The 16,713-nt window shown below is 35.4% G+C and carries 16 protein-coding genes; 6 read left to right on the top strand and 10 right to left on the bottom strand.

Annotation, left to right across the window (positions count from 1 at the left end):
* The first annotated feature begins 80 nt into the window (after positions 1-80).
* Complete coding sequence (locus tag LPC21_RS00080) at positions 81-1,493, top strand: APC family permease (RefSeq protein ID WP_229318590.1); 1,413 nt, start codon at positions 81-83, stop codon at positions 1,491-1,493.
* A gap of 62 nt (positions 1,494-1,555) precedes the next feature.
* Here LPC21_RS00080 and ald read toward each other — a convergent pair whose 3' ends face one another.
* Complete coding sequence (ald, locus tag LPC21_RS00075) at positions 1,556-2,668, bottom strand: alanine dehydrogenase (RefSeq protein WP_229317233.1); 1,113 nt, start codon at positions 2,666-2,668, stop codon at positions 1,556-1,558.
* Between the two features lie 204 nt (positions 2,669-2,872).
* Between ald and LPC21_RS00070 the strand changes: the two genes are divergently transcribed.
* Positions 2,873-3,337, top strand: a complete 465-nt coding sequence (locus LPC21_RS00070) for an Lrp/AsnC family transcriptional regulator (RefSeq protein ID WP_229317232.1) — start codon at positions 2,873-2,875, stop codon at positions 3,335-3,337.
* 50 nt (positions 3,338-3,387) lie between these two features.
* Here LPC21_RS00070 and LPC21_RS00065 read toward each other — a convergent pair whose 3' ends face one another.
* Entirely contained in the window at positions 3,388-4,788 is a 1,401-nt protein-coding gene (locus LPC21_RS00065) for a Do family serine endopeptidase (protein WP_229317231.1), read from the bottom strand.
* A 133-nt stretch (positions 4,789-4,921) separates the two neighbouring features.
* Here LPC21_RS00065 and dapF point away from each other — a divergent pair, with 133 nt between their 5' ends.
* The 4 genes from dapF to LPC21_RS00045 all read left to right on the top strand — a co-directional run bounded on the left by dapF (position 4,922) and on the right by LPC21_RS00045 (position 8,143).
* Positions 4,922-5,704 (top strand): diaminopimelate epimerase, encoded by a 783-nt coding sequence (gene dapF / locus LPC21_RS00060; protein WP_229317230.1) that lies wholly within the window; start codon positions 4,922-4,924, stop codon positions 5,702-5,704.
* 9 nt (positions 5,705-5,713) lie between these two features.
* On the top strand, positions 5,714-6,247 hold the full coding sequence (locus tag LPC21_RS00055; RefSeq protein ID WP_229317229.1) for a GNAT family N-acetyltransferase: 534 nt from the start codon (positions 5,714-5,716) through the stop codon (positions 6,245-6,247).
* Positions 6,248-6,259: 12 nt separating this feature from the next.
* Positions 6,260-7,300 carry an endolytic transglycosylase MltG gene (gene mltG, locus LPC21_RS00050; protein WP_229317228.1) on the top strand — a complete coding sequence of 347 codons (1,041 nt, stop codon included), beginning with the start codon at positions 6,260-6,262 and terminating at the stop codon, positions 7,298-7,300.
* Between the two features lie 210 nt (positions 7,301-7,510).
* Positions 7,511-8,143, top strand: a complete 633-nt coding sequence (locus LPC21_RS00045; protein ID WP_229317226.1) for a peptidoglycan-binding protein LysM — start codon at positions 7,511-7,513, stop codon at positions 8,141-8,143.
* Between the two features lie 56 nt (positions 8,144-8,199).
* Here the strand turns inward: LPC21_RS00045 and scpA are convergent, their stop codons facing one another.
* From scpA to dnaA, 8 genes are all read right to left on the bottom strand, one after another.
* Positions 8,200-10,326 (bottom strand): methylmalonyl-CoA mutase, encoded by a 2,127-nt coding sequence (scpA, locus tag LPC21_RS00040; RefSeq protein ID WP_229317224.1) that lies wholly within the window; start codon positions 10,324-10,326, stop codon positions 8,200-8,202.
* A gap of 46 nt (positions 10,327-10,372) precedes the next feature.
* The gene (locus tag LPC21_RS00035) at positions 10,373-11,737 is read right to left on the bottom strand and encodes a methylmalonyl-CoA mutase subunit beta (RefSeq protein ID WP_229317218.1); all 1,365 of its coding nucleotides are present in this window, start codon (positions 11,735-11,737) and stop codon (positions 10,373-10,375) included.
* 35 nt (positions 11,738-11,772) lie between these two features.
* Positions 11,773-12,099 carry an FtsB family cell division protein gene (locus LPC21_RS00030; protein WP_229317216.1) on the bottom strand — a complete coding sequence of 109 codons (327 nt, stop codon included), beginning with the start codon at positions 12,097-12,099 and terminating at the stop codon, positions 11,773-11,775.
* A gap of 126 nt (positions 12,100-12,225) precedes the next feature.
* Positions 12,226-12,837, bottom strand: coding sequence for a uridine kinase (gene udk, locus LPC21_RS00025; RefSeq protein ID WP_229317214.1), 612 nt, complete (start codon positions 12,835-12,837; stop codon positions 12,226-12,228).
* Between the two features lie 152 nt (positions 12,838-12,989).
* Positions 12,990-13,871, bottom strand: coding sequence for an SDR family oxidoreductase (locus tag LPC21_RS00020; protein ID WP_229317212.1), 882 nt, complete (start codon positions 13,869-13,871; stop codon positions 12,990-12,992).
* A gap of 82 nt (positions 13,872-13,953) precedes the next feature.
* Positions 13,954-14,676, bottom strand: coding sequence for an SAM-dependent methyltransferase (locus tag LPC21_RS00015; RefSeq protein WP_229317210.1), 723 nt, complete (start codon positions 14,674-14,676; stop codon positions 13,954-13,956).
* A 34-nt stretch (positions 14,677-14,710) separates the two neighbouring features.
* Positions 14,711-15,178, bottom strand: coding sequence for a low molecular weight protein-tyrosine-phosphatase (locus LPC21_RS00010; protein WP_229317208.1), 468 nt, complete (start codon positions 15,176-15,178; stop codon positions 14,711-14,713).
* Positions 15,179-15,185: 7 nt separating this feature from the next.
* Positions 15,186-16,613, bottom strand: a complete 1,428-nt coding sequence (dnaA, locus tag LPC21_RS00005; protein WP_229317207.1) for a chromosomal replication initiator protein DnaA — start codon at positions 16,611-16,613, stop codon at positions 15,186-15,188.
* Between the last annotated feature and the right edge of the window lie 100 nt (positions 16,614-16,713).

Here is a 16,713-nt window from a genome sequence, read left to right as displayed (position 1 = left end):
GGTTCACTTTTCTTTTACTTTCAAAAACTCATTTTTTGAAAAAAAGTATATCTTTAACCAACCAAAAACTAAAACCAATTATGACAGAAAATAACCAACCAGGAGATTTTAAACGTGAATTAGGATTGTTAGACGGAACCATGTTGGTCGTTGGATCAATGATTGGATCTGGAATTTTCATTGTAAGTGCTGATATTGCTAGGCAAGTAGGATCGGCTGGATGGTTGACTTTAATTTGGTTAATCTCAGGATTAATTACCATGATTGCAGCTGTAAGTTATGGAGAGTTGAGCGCTATGTTTCCAAAAGCAGGTGGTCAATATGTCTATTTAAAAGAGGCCTATAATAAATTAATTGCATTTCTATACGGTTGGAGTTTCTTTTCTGTAATTCAAACTGGAACTATTGCTGCTGTTGGGGTAGGTTTTTCAAAATTTGCTGCTTATTTAATTCCTTCTTTGAGTGATGAGAATATTCTATTGGATTTGGGATCATTTAAATTGAATGCAGCCCAAATTGTTTCTATTGTTACGATTGTATTACTTACTTATGTAAATAGCCGAGGGGTTAAAAACAGCAAAACATTGCAAACCGTTTTAACTGTAATTAAAATTCTGTCTTTATTCGGTTTGATAATTTTCGGATTTTTATTGGCCGCTAAGGCTGAAGTTTGGAATGCCAACTGGTCTGATGCTTGGAACACGCGTTCCTTCAATACGGAAACTGGTTCATGGTTACCAATTGGCGGAACTGCTTTATTGACGGGTATTTCTGCTGCTATGGTGGGATCTTTGTTTTCAAGTGATGCTTGGAATGGCGTTACATTTATAGCAGGCGAAATTAAGAATCCAAAACGCAATGTTGGTTTGAGTTTGTTTCTTGGAACTTTTATTGTTACGATCATTTATGTATTGACCAATTTGATGTATTTAGCAGTAATTCCATTGGATGAAATTGCTACAGCCAAATCGGATCGAGTAGCTGTGGTTGCCTCTCAATATACTTTTGGTGATATTGGAACCATTATTATTGCGGTAATGATTATGATTTCTACTTTCGCTTGTAACAACGGATTGATCATGGCAGGAGCAAGAGTGTATTATACCATGGCTAAAGATGGTTTGTTTTTGAAAAAAGCAGCTAATCTGAATTCGGCAAGTGTTCCTGAATGGGCGCTTTGGGTACAATGTGTCTGGGCTTCCGTTTTATGCTTGACTGGGAAATATGGTGATTTATTAGATTTTGTGATCATTATTGTGTTAATTTTTTACATTCTAACGATCTATGGAATTTTCATTCTTCGCAAAAAAATGCCAGAAGCTGAACGTCCTTATAAAGCGTTTGGATATCCATTCTTACCTTTGGTATATATTGTAATTGCTTCTGCAGTTTGTATTTCCTTATTGATTACTAAATTTTCCACTTGTGGTTGGGGAGTATTGATTATGTTAACAGGAATCCCAATATATTATGCGACTAAACCTAAAGAATAATTTAAATAAAAAAGCCGTCTTGATTTCAAGACGGCTTTTTTAATGATAGACAAAATTTGATTTTATAAAATACTGGCTACATCTTCAAAAGGTAAACCCCAAGCGTCAGCCACTCCTTTGTATACAATTTTACCATTGGCAATGTTTAATCCTTTTTTCAACTCTTCGTTCTCGTTACAGGCTTTTTTCCAACCTTTGTTAGCCAGTTGTAAAGCATAGGGCAAAGTAGCATTGGTCAAAGCCAAAGTTGAAGTGTAAGGTACTGCTCCTGGCATATTAGCTACGCAATAATGAACAATTCCGTCGATAACGAAAGTTGGATTTTCGTGAGTAGTTGGTGTACAAGTTGCAATACAACCTCCTTGATCTACAGCTACGTCAACCACAACTGTTCCTGGACTCATTAATTGCAACATGTCTTTTGTAATTAAATGAGGCGCTTTGGCTCCTGGAATTAATACGGCTCCAATAACAAGATCGGCTTCAGCTATAGCTTCACAAATGTTATAATGATTCGACATTAAGGTAGTCACATTAGCAGGCATGATATCTGATAGTTGGCGCAAACGAGCCAAACTCACATCCATTATAGTAACTTTAGCACCCAAACCTGCAGCCATTTTTGCTGCTTGAGTTCCTACAATTCCTCCTCCTAAAACGACTACTTTAGCAGGGTTGACACCCGGAACTCCTCCTAAAAGGATTCCTTTTCCTTGCATAGGTTTTTCTAAATATTTAGCCCCCTCTTGAATCGACATTCTTCCTGCTACTTCCGACATAGGTACCAAAAGAGGTAAACTGCGATCTGATTTTTCAACAGTTTCATAAGCCAAACATACCGCATCGCGTTCGATCATGGCTTTGGTTAATGCTTCTGATGAAGCAAAATGGAAATAAGTAAATAGTAATTGGTCTTTTTTAATTAAAGGGTATTCAGAAGCGATAGGTTCTTTGACCTTAACAATCATTTCTGCAATTTCGTATACCGCTTCGATAGTGGGTAATATGATTGCCCCCGCATTGGTGTAAGCGCTATCGTTAAAACCACTATTTTCACCAGCACTAGCTTGAACATAAATCACATGTCCGTGCTTTTTGAATTCAGCCACACCTGCAGGTGTTAGGGCTACACGATTTTCGTTGTTTTTAATTTCTTTTGGAACACCTATTATCATGAGTAGTAATTATTAAGTTAGAATTATTTCACAATATCAAATGTAGGCATAAAGGAAAAATTATGGCATTTAGACACTTAAATAAGAAATATTTTCTTTTATATTGTATATTTGTATATTATTATTCTTTTAATGTTTTGTTTTTTGAAGTCTAGAAGAAAAATAATCGTTTCATTTATTTGATCAACTTATATATTGCTGGTTATGATTACTATTGATGCTATTGACAAAAAAATTCTTCGTTTACTACAAGAAGATGCTCATTTAACCCTTAAAGACATTTCGAATAAGATTAATTTATCGTTGACGCCAGTTCACGATAGAGTAAAACGTTTGCAAAAAGAAGGGATAATAGAAAAATACGTTTCCATTCTGAATAAAAAGAAACTAGGAATGCATCTAACGGTCTATTGTCAGGTCACTTTAGTGAAGCAAACCCATGATGTGTCGGAAGGATTTAATGCTTCAATTTTGAACATGCCCGAAGTAATCGAATGTAATTTTGTTTCTGGAAATTTTGATTATTTACTCAAAGTAGTGTTACCTGATATGGATAGTTACCATCATTTTCACCAACAAAAATTATCGGTATTGCCCGAAGTTTCTTTGATTAATAGTTTCTTTATAATCTCGGAGGTAAAGACCACTACGGTTATTCCAATAAATTAAAAAAAAGCCGACTTATTTTAAGTCGGCTTTTGTAAACTAAAAGGAATAACTTAAATAATTATTCGAAAAATTTCTCCATTTTGATTGATCATTTCAATGCGAATGCTCTGATTTTCTTCTTTATTATTGAGTAATTTGGAAACAGTTTCAATATCTGTTGCCTTTATGTTATCAATACTAAGAATGATATTCCCTAAAAGTTCGGTTTCGTAGGCTTTTAAATTTTCATTGGTTATCGATTTGATTTTTACACCATAATTCAAGCGGAATCTTTTTTTATCATTAGCGTCAATATTTTCCAATTCTAAACCTTTGAATTCGGTATTAAAGTATTCGTTTTTACTTAAAATTACTGGAACTACTTTGTTTTTTCCTTCTCGTATGATAGTCACAGCCACCTTATCATTAGGGCGTTTGGTGTTGATGTAGCCCGATAAATCAGCAAAAGTTGCTATTGATTGATTGTCCAATTTAATTATAACGTCTCCTTTTTGAAGTCCTGCTTTTTCAGCTCCAGATCGTTTGGTTACTTTATTGACATAGAAACCTTCAGTCTGTGAAATACCTAATTCTTTTGATGATTTTGAATTTAATTCGCCTCCTTCAACACCTAGGATTCCTCTTTGAACGTTCCCATATTCCATAATATCTTCGATTATTTTTCGGGCAATATTGGAAGGGACAGCAAATGAATAACCGGTGTAACTTCCCGTTGGAGAACTGATCATGGTATTAATTCCAATTAATTCGCCACGGGTATTCACCAAGGCACCACCACTATTTCCTGGATTCACCGCAGCATCGGTTTGAATAAAAGATTGAATGCCACTGGTGTTTAAATTTCGTGCTTTGGCAGATACAATTCCAGCAGTTACTGTTGAGGTTAAGTTGTACGGATTTCCAACAGCCAAAACCCATTCTCCAATTTTTACTGAATCGGAATTAGCGAAAGCCGTGTAGGGTAATTTTTCATCGGCATTGATTTTCAACAAAGCAATATCCATTTTGGAGTCGGTACCAATAAGTTTTGCTTTGTACGATTTTTTATTATTTAACGTAATTTCTATTTCGGTAGCGTCTTTGATCACGTGATTATTTGTTACAATATAACCATCTTCGGAAATAATCACACCCGAACCGGTACCAATTTGTTCATGTTGTTGGCTGCCGCCATAGCCATAAAAGAATTCCATAATGGGATTGGTAATGGTTCTTCGAGAAACATTTTTAACGTGAACAACGGTATGAATGGTTTTCTCTGCCGATTCGGTGAAATCTACATTCTCTGGTGAGAATCCTATTCGTTTGCCATAAAAATCATTGGCAACAGTAACTAATCCATTGTTGTTTTTTGAAAAATAACCATCTTGGTCAAATAACAGTTTGTACGCACTTAAGGTTACAGCCCCACTCATGAGGGAAACTAAAAATAGATTTGAAAAGCGATTCATATTGTTTTCGTTTTTAAATTACTGAGCGTAAATTTAATGGAGAAATAGTTTTGTAAAAAACAGTTTAACGCTCTTTAACAATGATTAACATTTCATTAATAGTTCGTACTTTTGTCCTTTATAAATCAAAAAAATGCAATTAGAATTTTATAAATACCAAGGAACCGGAAACGATTTTGTCATGATTGACAATCGTTCGAATACTTTTCCTAAAGAAAATACGCAATTAGTAGCTCATTTGTGCGACCGTCGTTTTGGGATTGGTGCGGATGGATTGATTTTATTAGATACTGATGCCACTTCTGATTTCAGAATGGTGTATTACAATTCGGATGGAAATCTAAGTTCGATGTGTGGTAATGGAGGTCGTTGTTTGGTGGCTTTTGCCAAAAAACTAAATGTGATTCAAAACGAAACTACTTTTATGGCTACCGATGGTTTGCATCATGCTACAGTGGGAGCGGATGGAATTGTTTCTTTGCAGATGATTGATGTTGCCGAAATCAAAAATACACAAGACTATTCTTTTTTAAATACTGGTTCTCCGCATCATGTTCAAATTGTAGAGGATTTAAAACATTTTAATGTAAAAGAAAATGGTGCTGCCATTCGTTACGGAAACTTGTACGGACAAGCTGGGAGTAATATCAATTTTGTAAAGAAAATTGACGAAACAACTTTTTCTTTACGAACGTATGAAAGAGGAGTTGAGGATGAAACTTTGGCTTGTGGAACAGGGGCTACTGCGGTTGCTATAGCAATGAATGCAACAGGTCAAACTAATTCAAATGAAATTAATTTGAATGTTGAAGGCGGAAAATTAGCGGTTTCATTTGATAAAGTAAATGAGAAATATACCAATGTATTTTTAAAAGGTCCAGCCGAATTTGTTTTTAAAGGAACAATCGAAATCTAAATCAATCCGATGATAACATTAAAAGGCGAAACTATTTATTTGCGTGCATTGGAACCTAATGATTTGGAGTTTGTCTATGCAATGGAAAACGACCAGAGCATTTGGGAGGTAAGTAATACACAAACTCCATATAGTCGTTTTTTGGTAAAACAGTATTTAGAAAACGCCCATCAAGATATTTATGAGGCCAAACAATTGCGAATGGCCATTTGTCAAGACGAAGATTTTCCAGCTTTGGGTTTAATTGATTTGTTTGATTTTGATCCTCATAATAGACGCGCCGGAATAGGAATTGTAATTCAATCCATTGAGAATAGAAAACAAAACATCGGTTCAGAAGCATTAGAATTGCTTATCAAATATGCTTTTCACAATTTGAACCTGCACCAATTGTATGCAAATATTGCTACTGAAAACACGGCTAGTATAGCACTTTTTACTAAATTTGGCTTTGAAAAAATAGGCGTTAAAAAGGATTGGACCTTAGTCAGCGGAAGTTACAAAGACGAGGCCCTTTATCAATTAATTAATCATTCATTTTAAAAATATAGAGTTTTGAATATCAAAAAAAGTATCACTTCAGTAAGTATCGTTGTAATTTCCGCATTAATCATTTACGGATTGATTATGGTGCGCCAAATATTTTCCGACAATACTAAATTCGAAGCAACTGAAGTTTATGTCTACATCCCAACCGATTCAGATTATGAAGCCGTAAAACAAATTGTTGCTCCTTATGTGAATGATATGGATCGATTTGATGCAGTTGCAAATAAAAAGAAGTACCCTAACAATGTTAAGCCAGGTAAGTTTTTATTCAAAAAAGGGATGAATAGCAACGAATTGATTAATGCATTGCGAATCAATAATGAAGTAAAATTATCATTCAATAATCAAGAACGATTAGAAGACTTTGCTGGACGAATAGGTTCTGAAATTGAAGCGGATAGTGTTTCATTACTGGCTGCTTTTAAAGACACTACCTTTTTAAAAGAAAATGGTTTTAATGAAGAAAATGTGTTGACTATGTTTATTCCCAATACCTATGAATTGTATTGGAATACTACGGCCACTAAGTTTCGCGATAAAATGATTAAAGAATACCGCAATTTTTGGAATGAAGAGCGTGTTGCTAAAGCCAAATCACAAGGTTTGACACCAACAGAAGCAACAATATTAGCTTCGATTGTCCATAAAGAATCGGTAAAAAAAGATGAAAGACCCAGAATTGCGGGGGTGTATTTGAATCGTTTGCACAAAGGTATTTTATTGCAAGCCGATCCTACGGTTATTTATGCTGTGAAAAAGAAATCCAACGATTTTAAACAAGTAATTAAACGAGTATTAAATAAAGATTTACAAGTAGCCTCGCCATACAACACTTATTATAGTGCAGGTTTACCTCCTGGTCCAATTGCAATGCCGGATATTACAGCAATCGAGGCAGTGTTGAATCCAGAAAAACACAACTATATTTATTTCTGCGCTAGTGTAACACGTTTTGGTTACCATGATTTTGCCGTAACTCAAGCGGAACATGAACAAAATGCAAAGAAATATTACAATTGGATTAACAGTCAAGGCGTAAAAAGATAATAAAACAGGCGAAAAGTATTTTTCGCCTTTTTTTTATTTCTTGTGCAAAAGCTTCTATTTTTTGAATTCGGTGTTTCGATACCATATCTTTACTGTTAATAAATTGTTTAACAAAACTTTAATAGTCTGATTTTAAGCCTTATATTTTTTGTTGTATATTTGCCGTGTAGAAATTTCTGATGGTGACAGGGCTCAGAAGAAAAACAATTTATGATAAAGAAATGGCATTATTATTCCACTTTACTACTGATTATCGCTTTTTTAAGCTTAGGTTTTAAACCTTTCAATTTAGATTCCAATCCTTGGTTTCTTACAGACGGATTAAATCAATCCGATTATCTATTTCCATCTCACAAACAAGAAGACTACGCCAAATTGAATATTCCGTATACTGGAAATTTTTTCATTGGTTTTAAAGAAGCAATTGCTTTCAAAGAGTCGCAAGGAAAGTACAAAAAAATCAATTCCTTAGGTTATTTAGGAAAATACCAATTTGGACCTGGAACTTTGCGTACAATTGGGGTTCACAATACTTCCGCTTTTTTGAAAAATCCCGATTTGCAAGAAAAAGCATTTATAGCGCTATTAGCAAAAAACAAATGGCTACTCAGAAAAGAAATTTCAAAGTATGAAGGGGCTGTTATTAATGGAATTCTTATTACAGAATCTGGAATTTTGGCCGCTGCCCATTTAGGAGGAGTTCGTACAGTAAAGCGATTCTTTAGATCCAACGGTGAGCGTTACTTTAGGGATGTTTATGGCACTTCGATTGTGAGTTATATGAAGGCTTTTGGGGGCTATGATACTTCATTTATAGAGCCAGATAAACACGCTTCAATATAATGTGTTTGAACATATATAAAAAGGGCGGTCTATTTAGACCGCCCTTTTTATGTGAATTAATCAATTAAAATAGTTAATATTTTGATGGCAGCATCACTAATTTTGGTTCCGGGACCAAATACCGCTACCGCTCCAGCATCAAATAAGAATTGATAATCTTGTGCTGGTATAACGCCACCCACAACAACCATAATATCTTCTCTGCCGTATTTTTTTAATTCTTCGATCACTTGAGGCACTAAGGTTTTGTGGCCAGCTGCTAATGATGAAACGCCAAGTATATGCACATCATTTTCTACGGCTTGTTTAGCTGCTTCAGCAGGTGTTTGAAAAAGCGGACCAATATCCACATCAAAACCCACGTCGGCATACCCCGTAGCAACTACCTTGGCACCACGATCATGTCCATCTTGGCCCATTTTAGCAATCATGATTCTAGGTCTTCTACCTTCTTTATCTGCAAAAACATTGGCTAGTTGTTTTGCTTTTTCGAAACTTTCGTCATTTTTTATTTCTTTACTATACACACCGCTAAATGATTTAATTTGTGCTTTATATCTTCCAAAAACCGTCTCTAGAGCATCGCTAATTTCTCCTAAAGTTGCTCTGTTTCTAGCTGCTTCAACTGCAATTTCTAATAAATTTCCTTCAGCTGTTTTGGCGCATTGAATTAATTGATCTAGACTTTTTTTAACCTTGTCATTATTACGACTAGATTTAATACAATCCAATTGTTCTAATTGTTGCTTACGCACCATTTGATTATCCACATCCAAAATTTGTAGCGGATCTTCTTTATCTAAACGATATTGATTTACTCCTACAATAATATCTTGTCCACTATCAATACGTGCTTGCTTTCTAGCTGCGGCTTCTTCAATTCGTAGTTTTGGTATACCTGACTCAATAGCTTTGGTCATCCCCCCTAATTCTTCCACTTCTTCGATTAACTTCCAAGCGCTTTGAGCAATTTCATGGGTTAGGTTCTCTACATAATAGCTCCCAGCCCAAGGATCTACTGTTTTAGTGATTTTGGTTTCGTCTTGAAGATACAACTGTGTGTTTCGAGCTATTCTTGCTGAAAAATCGGTCGGCAATGCAATAGCTTCATCTAAAGCGTTGGTATGTAAGGATTGCGTACCGCCAAAAGCCGCTGCAGCTGCTTCAATACATGTTCTTGCCACATTATTAAACGGATCTTGTTCGGTTAAGCTCCAACCTGATGTTTGGCAATGTGTTCGCAATGCTAATGATTTACCGTCTTTCGGTTCAAATTGTTGGACTAATTTGGCCCAGATCATTCGTCCTGCACGCATTTTGGCAATTTCCATAAAATGGTTCATTCCGATGGCCCAAAAGAAGGAAAGTCTAGGTGCAAATTCGTCAATTTTCATTCCTGCCGCTAAACCTGTACGAATGTATTCTAGTCCATCGGCTAAAGTATAAGCTAACTCAATATCAGCGGTAGCACCAGCTTCTTGCATATGGTAGCCCGAAATAGATATAGAATTGAATTTCGGCATGTTTTTGCTAGTGTATTCAAAAATATCAGCAATAATTTTCATCGAAGGAGTGGGAGGATAGATATAGGTATTTCGAACCATAAACTCTTTCAAAATATCATTCTGAATGGTGCCTGATAATTTTTCTGGAGACACGCCTTGTTCTTCTGCAGCAACAATATAAAAAGCCATAATCGGAAGTACAGCCCCATTCATCGTCATGGATACTGACATTTCATCCAACGGAATTTGGTCAAACAAGACTTTCATATCTTCTACAGAATCGATGGCGACACCTGCTTTTCCAACATCGCCCACCACGCGTTCGTGATCCGAATCGTAGCCACGGTGGGTAGGTAAATCAAAAGCTATGGAAAGTCCTTTTTGGCCTGCGGCTAAATTGCGTCGGTAAAAAGCATTACTTTCCTCGGCAGTAGAAAACCCTGCATATTGCCGCACTGTCCAAGGACGACGTACATACATAGTCGCATAGGGTCCTCGTAGGTTGGGTGCAAACCCTGCCCCGAAATCCAGATGCTCTAATTTTTGAATATCTTGTTGGGTATAGGTTGGTTTCAAACCAATTCCTTCTGCTGTTTGAAAATGAGCTTCTGCTTTAATTGCAACAGGACCATTTTCTACAGACTTGATTTGAATATGTTGGAGGTCTTTTCTTTTCATTTTGGTGACAAATTTCTATTTGACAGTGTTTTTTGAAACAGTACAATTATTCTTTTTCCAATCGTCCTTGTTCTATTTTCTCGGCAAGACGTTTTTCAATAATGGGAGTGATCAATGTTTTTCTTGGTTTTATTTTGACAAATGGAAAAAGTTCCAAGTCGTGTTTCATCCGATCGTCTTTATTAGCATGTTTATTTGTACCTAGTAAAATTTCTTTTCCGGTATCAAATAAGTCTTGTTCTTTGTCGGCACTTTCTTGAATTTTTCTTTTGATGATTCCTTCATTCAGTTGTTTTAAGAATCCTCCATTGGCTTCGATATCTTTAAATAGTACCAAGGCTTTATCTGCTAATTGATGGGTCAAACTTTCAATGTAGTAGCTACCATCGGAAGGGTTATTGACCTTGTCGAAATAGCTTTCGTTTTTCAAAATCAACAATTGGTTTCGAGCAATACGATCTCCAAACTCATTGTCTTTGTGGTACAAAGCATCATAAGGTAAATTGGCAATTGTATCAGCACCTCCAAGAATTGCGCTCATGCATTCGGTTGTGGTGCGAAGCATATTTACGTTGTAATCGTATAAGGTTTTATTTCTTTTTGTTGGTCTAACCAGTAAGTGGCAATTCCAATTTTGATTGTATTCTCTTGTAATCGTATCAAACAATAATCGGATGGCTCTTAGTTTAGCGATTTCAAAAAAGTAATTGGTTCCTACCGCAATTTCTAGCACCATAGTGTGTGGTGTAGTTACCTCAATGCGGTTAAAATATTCATTGGCATGGGCCAAAGTATAAGCAATTTGCTGAACAATGGTAGCGCCGGCATTTTGATATAACGATCCATTTACACTAAACAATGAAAGCGAATTGTCTTTCTGTACGAGTTGATTTAAAGTTTCAAAATTATCTTTTTCATTGGTGGTAAACCAATTTCCTTCTTTGGCTAAATGGCCTATAGGATCTAGGTTGCAATAGATGATTGCTTTTTTTGTTTTGGCTATGGTTGCCAATTTTTGTACAAAATCGATTGAAATGAAATTGAAATCAAAGAAAATAGGTGTATTGTTCAATGGCAACTTCTCTAACAATTTTATTACATCTGTAGACTCGTCTTCTATAGTGAAAGCAATACTTTCTGCCCCTCTGTTTAAACTATCTAAAGCCCGTGCAATTGATTTGTCAACATCATGTACAAAAATAGTTTGGCAGATATTAAAATCAGTTGCTTTAGTAGCAACAGATAGTACTTCTTTTATATCTTCTTTGTCATAAAACGGTTTGACCTTAATATCTTCTGGTGAGTTCCAAATCAAGGTTTCGTTATAATCAGCTCCTTTGAGTTCAAACTGAATTTTTTGTTTCCATTCTTTGGCAGAAACGGGAGCGAAATTTGTAAAAAGAGGTTTCATTGGCTTGGTTGTTTCGTATTAAAGAAAGAAAGAGGTTATTTGGTTTTGATGGCGCTGTCTCCTTCAAATTCGATGATATAGATATCTTCGCTGTCTTTTTTCATATAGTATTTTTCACGAGCATACTTCTCAACATATTCAATATTTTTGAGCTCTTTTATATGTCTTTTATCTTTTTTTATTTCTTCTTGATAGTAGGTTTTGTTATCTTCTAGTTCGTCAATTTGTTTGTCTAGGAAACGATGGTCGAAATACGAATAGTTGTCTAGAAAAAGCATCCAGGCAGTAAAAAATACCAGCACTAAAATGTATTTATTGCTCAATAGCTTGAACCAAGATTTGTTTTTAAGTGGATTTGTCATGAGTCCTTTTTTTAGCCCCGATTGCAGTGAAAATCCCATTCTTTTTAGAATGGATTGTAACGGAAAGCGGGAAATAGCTCCAAAATTAACATTGCTTACATTAGAATTTTGGAGGGTTTATATTTATTAAACGTTTAGTTTTTGATTAATTACAGCGCGAACCACATCGATGGCTACGGTATTGTATTTGTCATTCGGAATGATAATATCGGCAAATGCTTTAGTAGGCTCAATAAATTGTTGGTGCATTGGTTTCAGAGTAGTTTGGTATCTGTTCAACACTTCATCCATATCACGGCCACGATCAGCAATATCTCTTTTTAGTCGGCGAATGAGACGCTCATCCGGATCGGCTTGAACATAAATTTTCACATCAAAAAGATCTCTTAATTCAGGATTAGTTAGAATTAAAATACCTTCTACAATCATTACTTTTCTGGGATGTGTAAATACAGTGTCGCTGGTTCTATTATGAGATACAAACGAATATACCGGCTGATTAATATTATTCCCTGCTTTTAATTCTTTAAGATGGTGTACCAATAACTCAAAATCGATAGATCTTGGGTGGTCAAAATTGATGGCGGCTCTTTCTTCATAAGTCATTCCTACGTTTTCTTTATAGTAAGAATCTTGCGAAATAATACCTACTTCGGTTTCGGGTAATTCATTAACAATTTGATTGACTACTGTCGTTTTTCCACTTCCTGTTCCGCCTGCAATTCCAATAATGAGCATAAAATAGTATTCTTAAGTTAACCTAACAAAAATAGGAATTTAATTCAGAGTGAATTCCATTTTTGCTAAATGTTTGCTAAATTGATATATTTATTTTTGACTTATTTATAAAAAAAAGAGCAACTATTTGTAGTGCTCTTTCTTATTGGGGTTTATTTATTTTTTTTGGCTTTGATCATCATTTCTAACATGTCCCACATTTCAGCCGGAATATCTTCTAATAGATTAAATTGTCCTGCGCCTTTCAGCCATTCGCCTCCGTCAATCACTACTACTTCACCATTGATATAGGCCGAAAAGTCAGAGACTAAATAAGCAGCTAAATTGGCTAATTCCTGATGATCTCCAACACGTTTAAGAGGTACTTTTTTAGCCATATCAAATTTTTCGGCTAGATCACCGGGTAGTAAACGATCCCATGCTCCTTTTGTTGGGAAAGGTCCTGGCGCAATGGCATTGGTACGGATACCGTATTTGGCCCATTCTACGGCTAAACTTTTAGTCATTGCTAAAACTCCTGCTTTGGCAGTTGCACTTGGTACTACATATGCTGAACCAGTCCAAGCGTAAGTGGTAACTATATTTAAAACAGTTGAAGAAGTTTGTTTAGTATCGATCCAATGTTTTCCAAAAGCCAATGTGCAGTTTTTGGTTCCTTTTAGTACAATGTCGATAATGGTGTCAAAAGCATTCGAAGATAAACGCTCTGTAGGTGATATAAAATTTCCTGCTGCATTGTTCAAAAGGATGTCTACTTTGCCAAAAGCTTTCAAGGTTGCTTGAAGCATATTTTCAACTTCTTCATAATGACGAACATCACATTGAATTGGCAAACAAGTTCCACCAGTTTGTGTTTCCAGTTCTGCTGCGGTGTTTTTAAGTTTGTCTAAATCACGGGAAGTAATGGCAACTTTGGCGCCTAATTCTAAAAAGTATTTGGTCATGGCTTTTCCTAAACCGCTTCCGCCTCCAGTAACTACTATCACTTTTCCTTTCAATGCGTCATCGCGCAACATTTTATCTGTATAACTCATAATCTGCTATTTTGAAAAGTAAATATAGGTATTTATTATTATGCATGCATAATAATAAAGTAAAAAGAATGAATGGGAATCATTACATTTTATGAATGATGAAAATAGTAGGACGGTTGTGTAAATCTACTTTTGTTTTTTTCCAATCGGCTACACGAAGGGTCTTGATGTATTCGGTAGGTAAGGTAATATCGGTTGCAATACATAGGTGTGTTGATGGCTGTAAAGCTTGCAGAATGTCTTCTAGTAATTTGTTGTTGCGATAGGGTGTTTCGATAAAAATTTGCGATTGATTTTTATCAAAAGATAATTTTTCGAAATTTTTTAAAGCTGATTTTTTCTCACCTTTATCAATGGGTAGATAGCCATTAAAAGTAAAACTTTGCCCATTCATGCCTGATGCCATCATGGCTAATAGAATAGAAGAAGGGCCAACTAACGGAATGACTTGAATTCCTTTTTCATGCGCCAACTTTACAATTACAGCGCCCGGATCTGCTACGCCAGGGCAACCAGCTTCGCTCATTAACCCCATGTTTTTACCAGCTAATAAAGGCTGAATAAAACTAAGGTGTTCTTTTGCATCAGTATGTTTATTCAGGGCAAAAAGGACTAGTTCAGATTGTTTCTTTTCTGGAAGTACTCCTTTTATTGATTTGCGCGCCGTTTTTTCATTTTCTACAATATAGTAATCAATTAATGCAACAACTCTTTTTACCGTTTGAGGCAGTACATCCATAGGGTCGCATTCTCCCATTGTAACTGGAATTAAATACAGTTTTCCTAATGATATGTTGGTGTTCATAGGGTTGAGTTGTTAGATTTAAAAAAAATAGGGTTTATTGATGTTTAGCAATCAAATTATGAGCAATTACTTCGCAAGCTTTGTCAAGCATGGCATACACAATATCAAAACCGTTATGCATTCCAAAATAAGGATCGGGCACGTCTTGGTTTTGATTTGGCGTTAACTCATTCATGATGAGTTTTACTTTTTGTTTATGTTCGTGAGTTTCCGCCAAAGCGATAACATTGTCATAATTGGATCTGTCCATTACAAAAATGTAATCAAAAGTATCAAAATCAGCACTGCTGAATTGTCTTCCTTTTTGTTTAGAAATATCAAGGCCGTTTTTTTGGGCTACGGCAATAGAGCGTTCGTCAGGAGATTGGCCAATATGCCATGAACCTGTTCCTGCAGAATCAACATGAAATGTGTTTTGAGATAATTTTGAGGCTAATATTCCTTCGGCCAAAGGTGACCGACAAATATTACCCAAACATACCATTAGGATTTTTACGGACATTTGCTGTCTATAAAGTTAATTTTTTGTGGATGTCTTCAACAAACTTTTTGAATTGTTTGTCAGTAGAAACTAGGTTATCAACGGTCTTACAAGCGTGTAATACTGTAGCGTGATCGCGATCTCCAATTTGAGATCCAATATTGGCTAGAGAAGCTTTGGTAAATTTCTTAGCAAAAAACATCGCTAATTGTCTTGCTTGAACCACGTGTCTTTTTCTAGTTTTGGATTGTAATGTTTCTAAATCCAATTGGAAGTAATCGGAAACAATTTTTTGTATGTAGTCGATGGAGATTTCGCGTTTGACATTCTTAACGAATTTCTCTACGATGCTTTTCGCTAATTCGATAGTCACTTCTTTTTTGTTGAAAGAAGATTGAGCAATTAAAGAAATGATAGCACCCTCTAATTCTCTAACATTCGTTTTGATATTGCGAGCCACATATTCAATGATTTCTTCAGGCATTTCAACACCGTCACGATACAGAATATTTTTCAAAATAGACACTCTAGTTTCGTAATCGGGTTGGTGCAATTCAGCAGACAATCCCCATTTGAAACGAGACAACAAACGTTGTTCAATATCTTGCATGTCAACAGGTGCCTTGTCAGAAGTCAAGATCACTTGTTTACCATTTTGATGTAAGTAATTGAAAATATGGAAGAATACATCTTGCGTTCCTGATTTTCCAGAAAGGAATTGAACGTCGTCAATGATTAATACATCAATCAATTGGTAGAAATGAATAAAATCATTTCGAGTATTTTTCTTTACAGAATCGATATATTGTTGGGTGAAAATTTCAGCTGAAATATATAAAACTGTTTTTTCTGGGTATTTGTCTTTAATTTCAACACCAATAGCGTGCGCTAAGTGTGTTTTTCCTAAACCAACTCCTCCAAAGATTAACAATGGATTGAAAGAAGTTCCACCAGGTTTGTTTGCAACTGCCATACCTGCAGAACGAGCCAATCGATTAGAATCTCCTTCTAAGAAATTGTCAAAGCTATAGTTGGCATTCAACTGGGATTCGATTTTTAAATTACGAATTCCAGGAATTACAAACGGATTTTTAAGTTCAGGGTTTAAATTTTTTAATGGAGCATCAACATCTTGCGGTTTCATTTGCGCTCTGTTGGCAGAAGGTAGTTGTTCCGTATACGGTTGTTTATTACCGTAAGTATTCTCCATTTTAATTTTATAAAGTAACTTTGCGTTTTTTCCAAGTTCTTTGGTCAACGCAACTTTTAATAATTTAACGTAATGTTCTTCTAACCATTCGTAGAAAAATTTACTTGGTACTTGAATATATAATGCGTTATCGGTAAGCTCAACTGACTTGATTGGTTCAAACCAAGTTTTGTAGGCTTGGTCTTGAATATTATCTTTTATGAAAGATAAACAGTTTTCCCATACTGATTGAGCAGTTTTGTTCATATATTCGGTTAAAATTATTTAAGTTTGGTTACTATATTAGTAGAAAAAAAGATGGGGCAATTCTTGTATTTTTCTGGGACAACAAATATGTGAACAAATT

Origin of the sequence: Flavobacterium ammoniigenes, assembly GCF_020886055.1 — a bacterium.
Taxonomy (GTDB): Bacteria; Bacteroidota; Bacteroidia; order Flavobacteriales; family Flavobacteriaceae; genus Flavobacterium; species Flavobacterium ammoniigenes.
Note: the sequence above shows the minus strand (reverse complement) of the source record. Positions and strands in the feature narration are given on the sequence as shown.

Bases quoted from the DNA above. Each gene is read 5' to 3' on its own strand.
- LPC21_RS00020 (WP_229317212.1), bottom strand. From the start codon at position 13,871: ATGAGTTATACAGATAAAATGTTGCGCGATGACGCATTGAAAGGAAAA.
- LPC21_RS00065 (WP_229317231.1), bottom strand. From the start codon at position 4,788: ATGAATCGCTTTTCAAATCTATTTTTAGTTTCCCTCATGAGTGGGGCT.
- dnaA (WP_229317207.1), bottom strand. From the start codon at position 16,613: ATGAACAAAACTGCTCAATCAGTATGGGAAAACTGTTTATCTTTCATA.
- LPC21_RS00045 (WP_229317226.1), top strand. From the start codon at position 7,511: ATGATAAAGAAATGGCATTATTATTCCACTTTACTACTGATTATCGCT.
- LPC21_RS00070 (WP_229317232.1), top strand. From the start codon at position 2,873: ATGATTACTATTGATGCTATTGACAAAAAAATTCTTCGTTTACTACAA.
- scpA (WP_229317224.1), bottom strand. From the start codon at position 10,326: ATGAAAAGAAAAGACCTCCAACATATTCAAATCAAGTCTGTAGAAAAT.
- LPC21_RS00080 (WP_229318590.1), top strand. From the start codon at position 81: ATGACAGAAAATAACCAACCAGGAGATTTTAAACGTGAATTAGGATTG.
- LPC21_RS00030 (WP_229317216.1), bottom strand. From the start codon at position 12,099: ATGACAAATCCACTTAAAAACAAATCTTGGTTCAAGCTATTGAGCAAT.
- dapF (WP_229317230.1), top strand. From the start codon at position 4,922: ATGCAATTAGAATTTTATAAATACCAAGGAACCGGAAACGATTTTGTC.
- LPC21_RS00055 (WP_229317229.1), top strand. From the start codon at position 5,714: ATGATAACATTAAAAGGCGAAACTATTTATTTGCGTGCATTGGAACCT.
- ald (WP_229317233.1), bottom strand. From the start codon at position 2,668: ATGATAATAGGTGTTCCAAAAGAAATTAAAAACAACGAAAATCGTGTA.
- udk (WP_229317214.1), bottom strand. From the start codon at position 12,837: ATGCTCATTATTGGAATTGCAGGCGGAACAGGAAGTGGAAAAACGACA.
- LPC21_RS00035 (WP_229317218.1), bottom strand. From the start codon at position 11,737: ATGAAACCTCTTTTTACAAATTTCGCTCCCGTTTCTGCCAAAGAATGG.
- LPC21_RS00015 (WP_229317210.1), bottom strand. From the start codon at position 14,676: ATGAACACCAACATATCATTAGGAAAACTGTATTTAATTCCAGTTACA.
- LPC21_RS00010 (WP_229317208.1), bottom strand. From the start codon at position 15,178: ATGTCCGTAAAAATCCTAATGGTATGTTTGGGTAATATTTGTCGGTCA.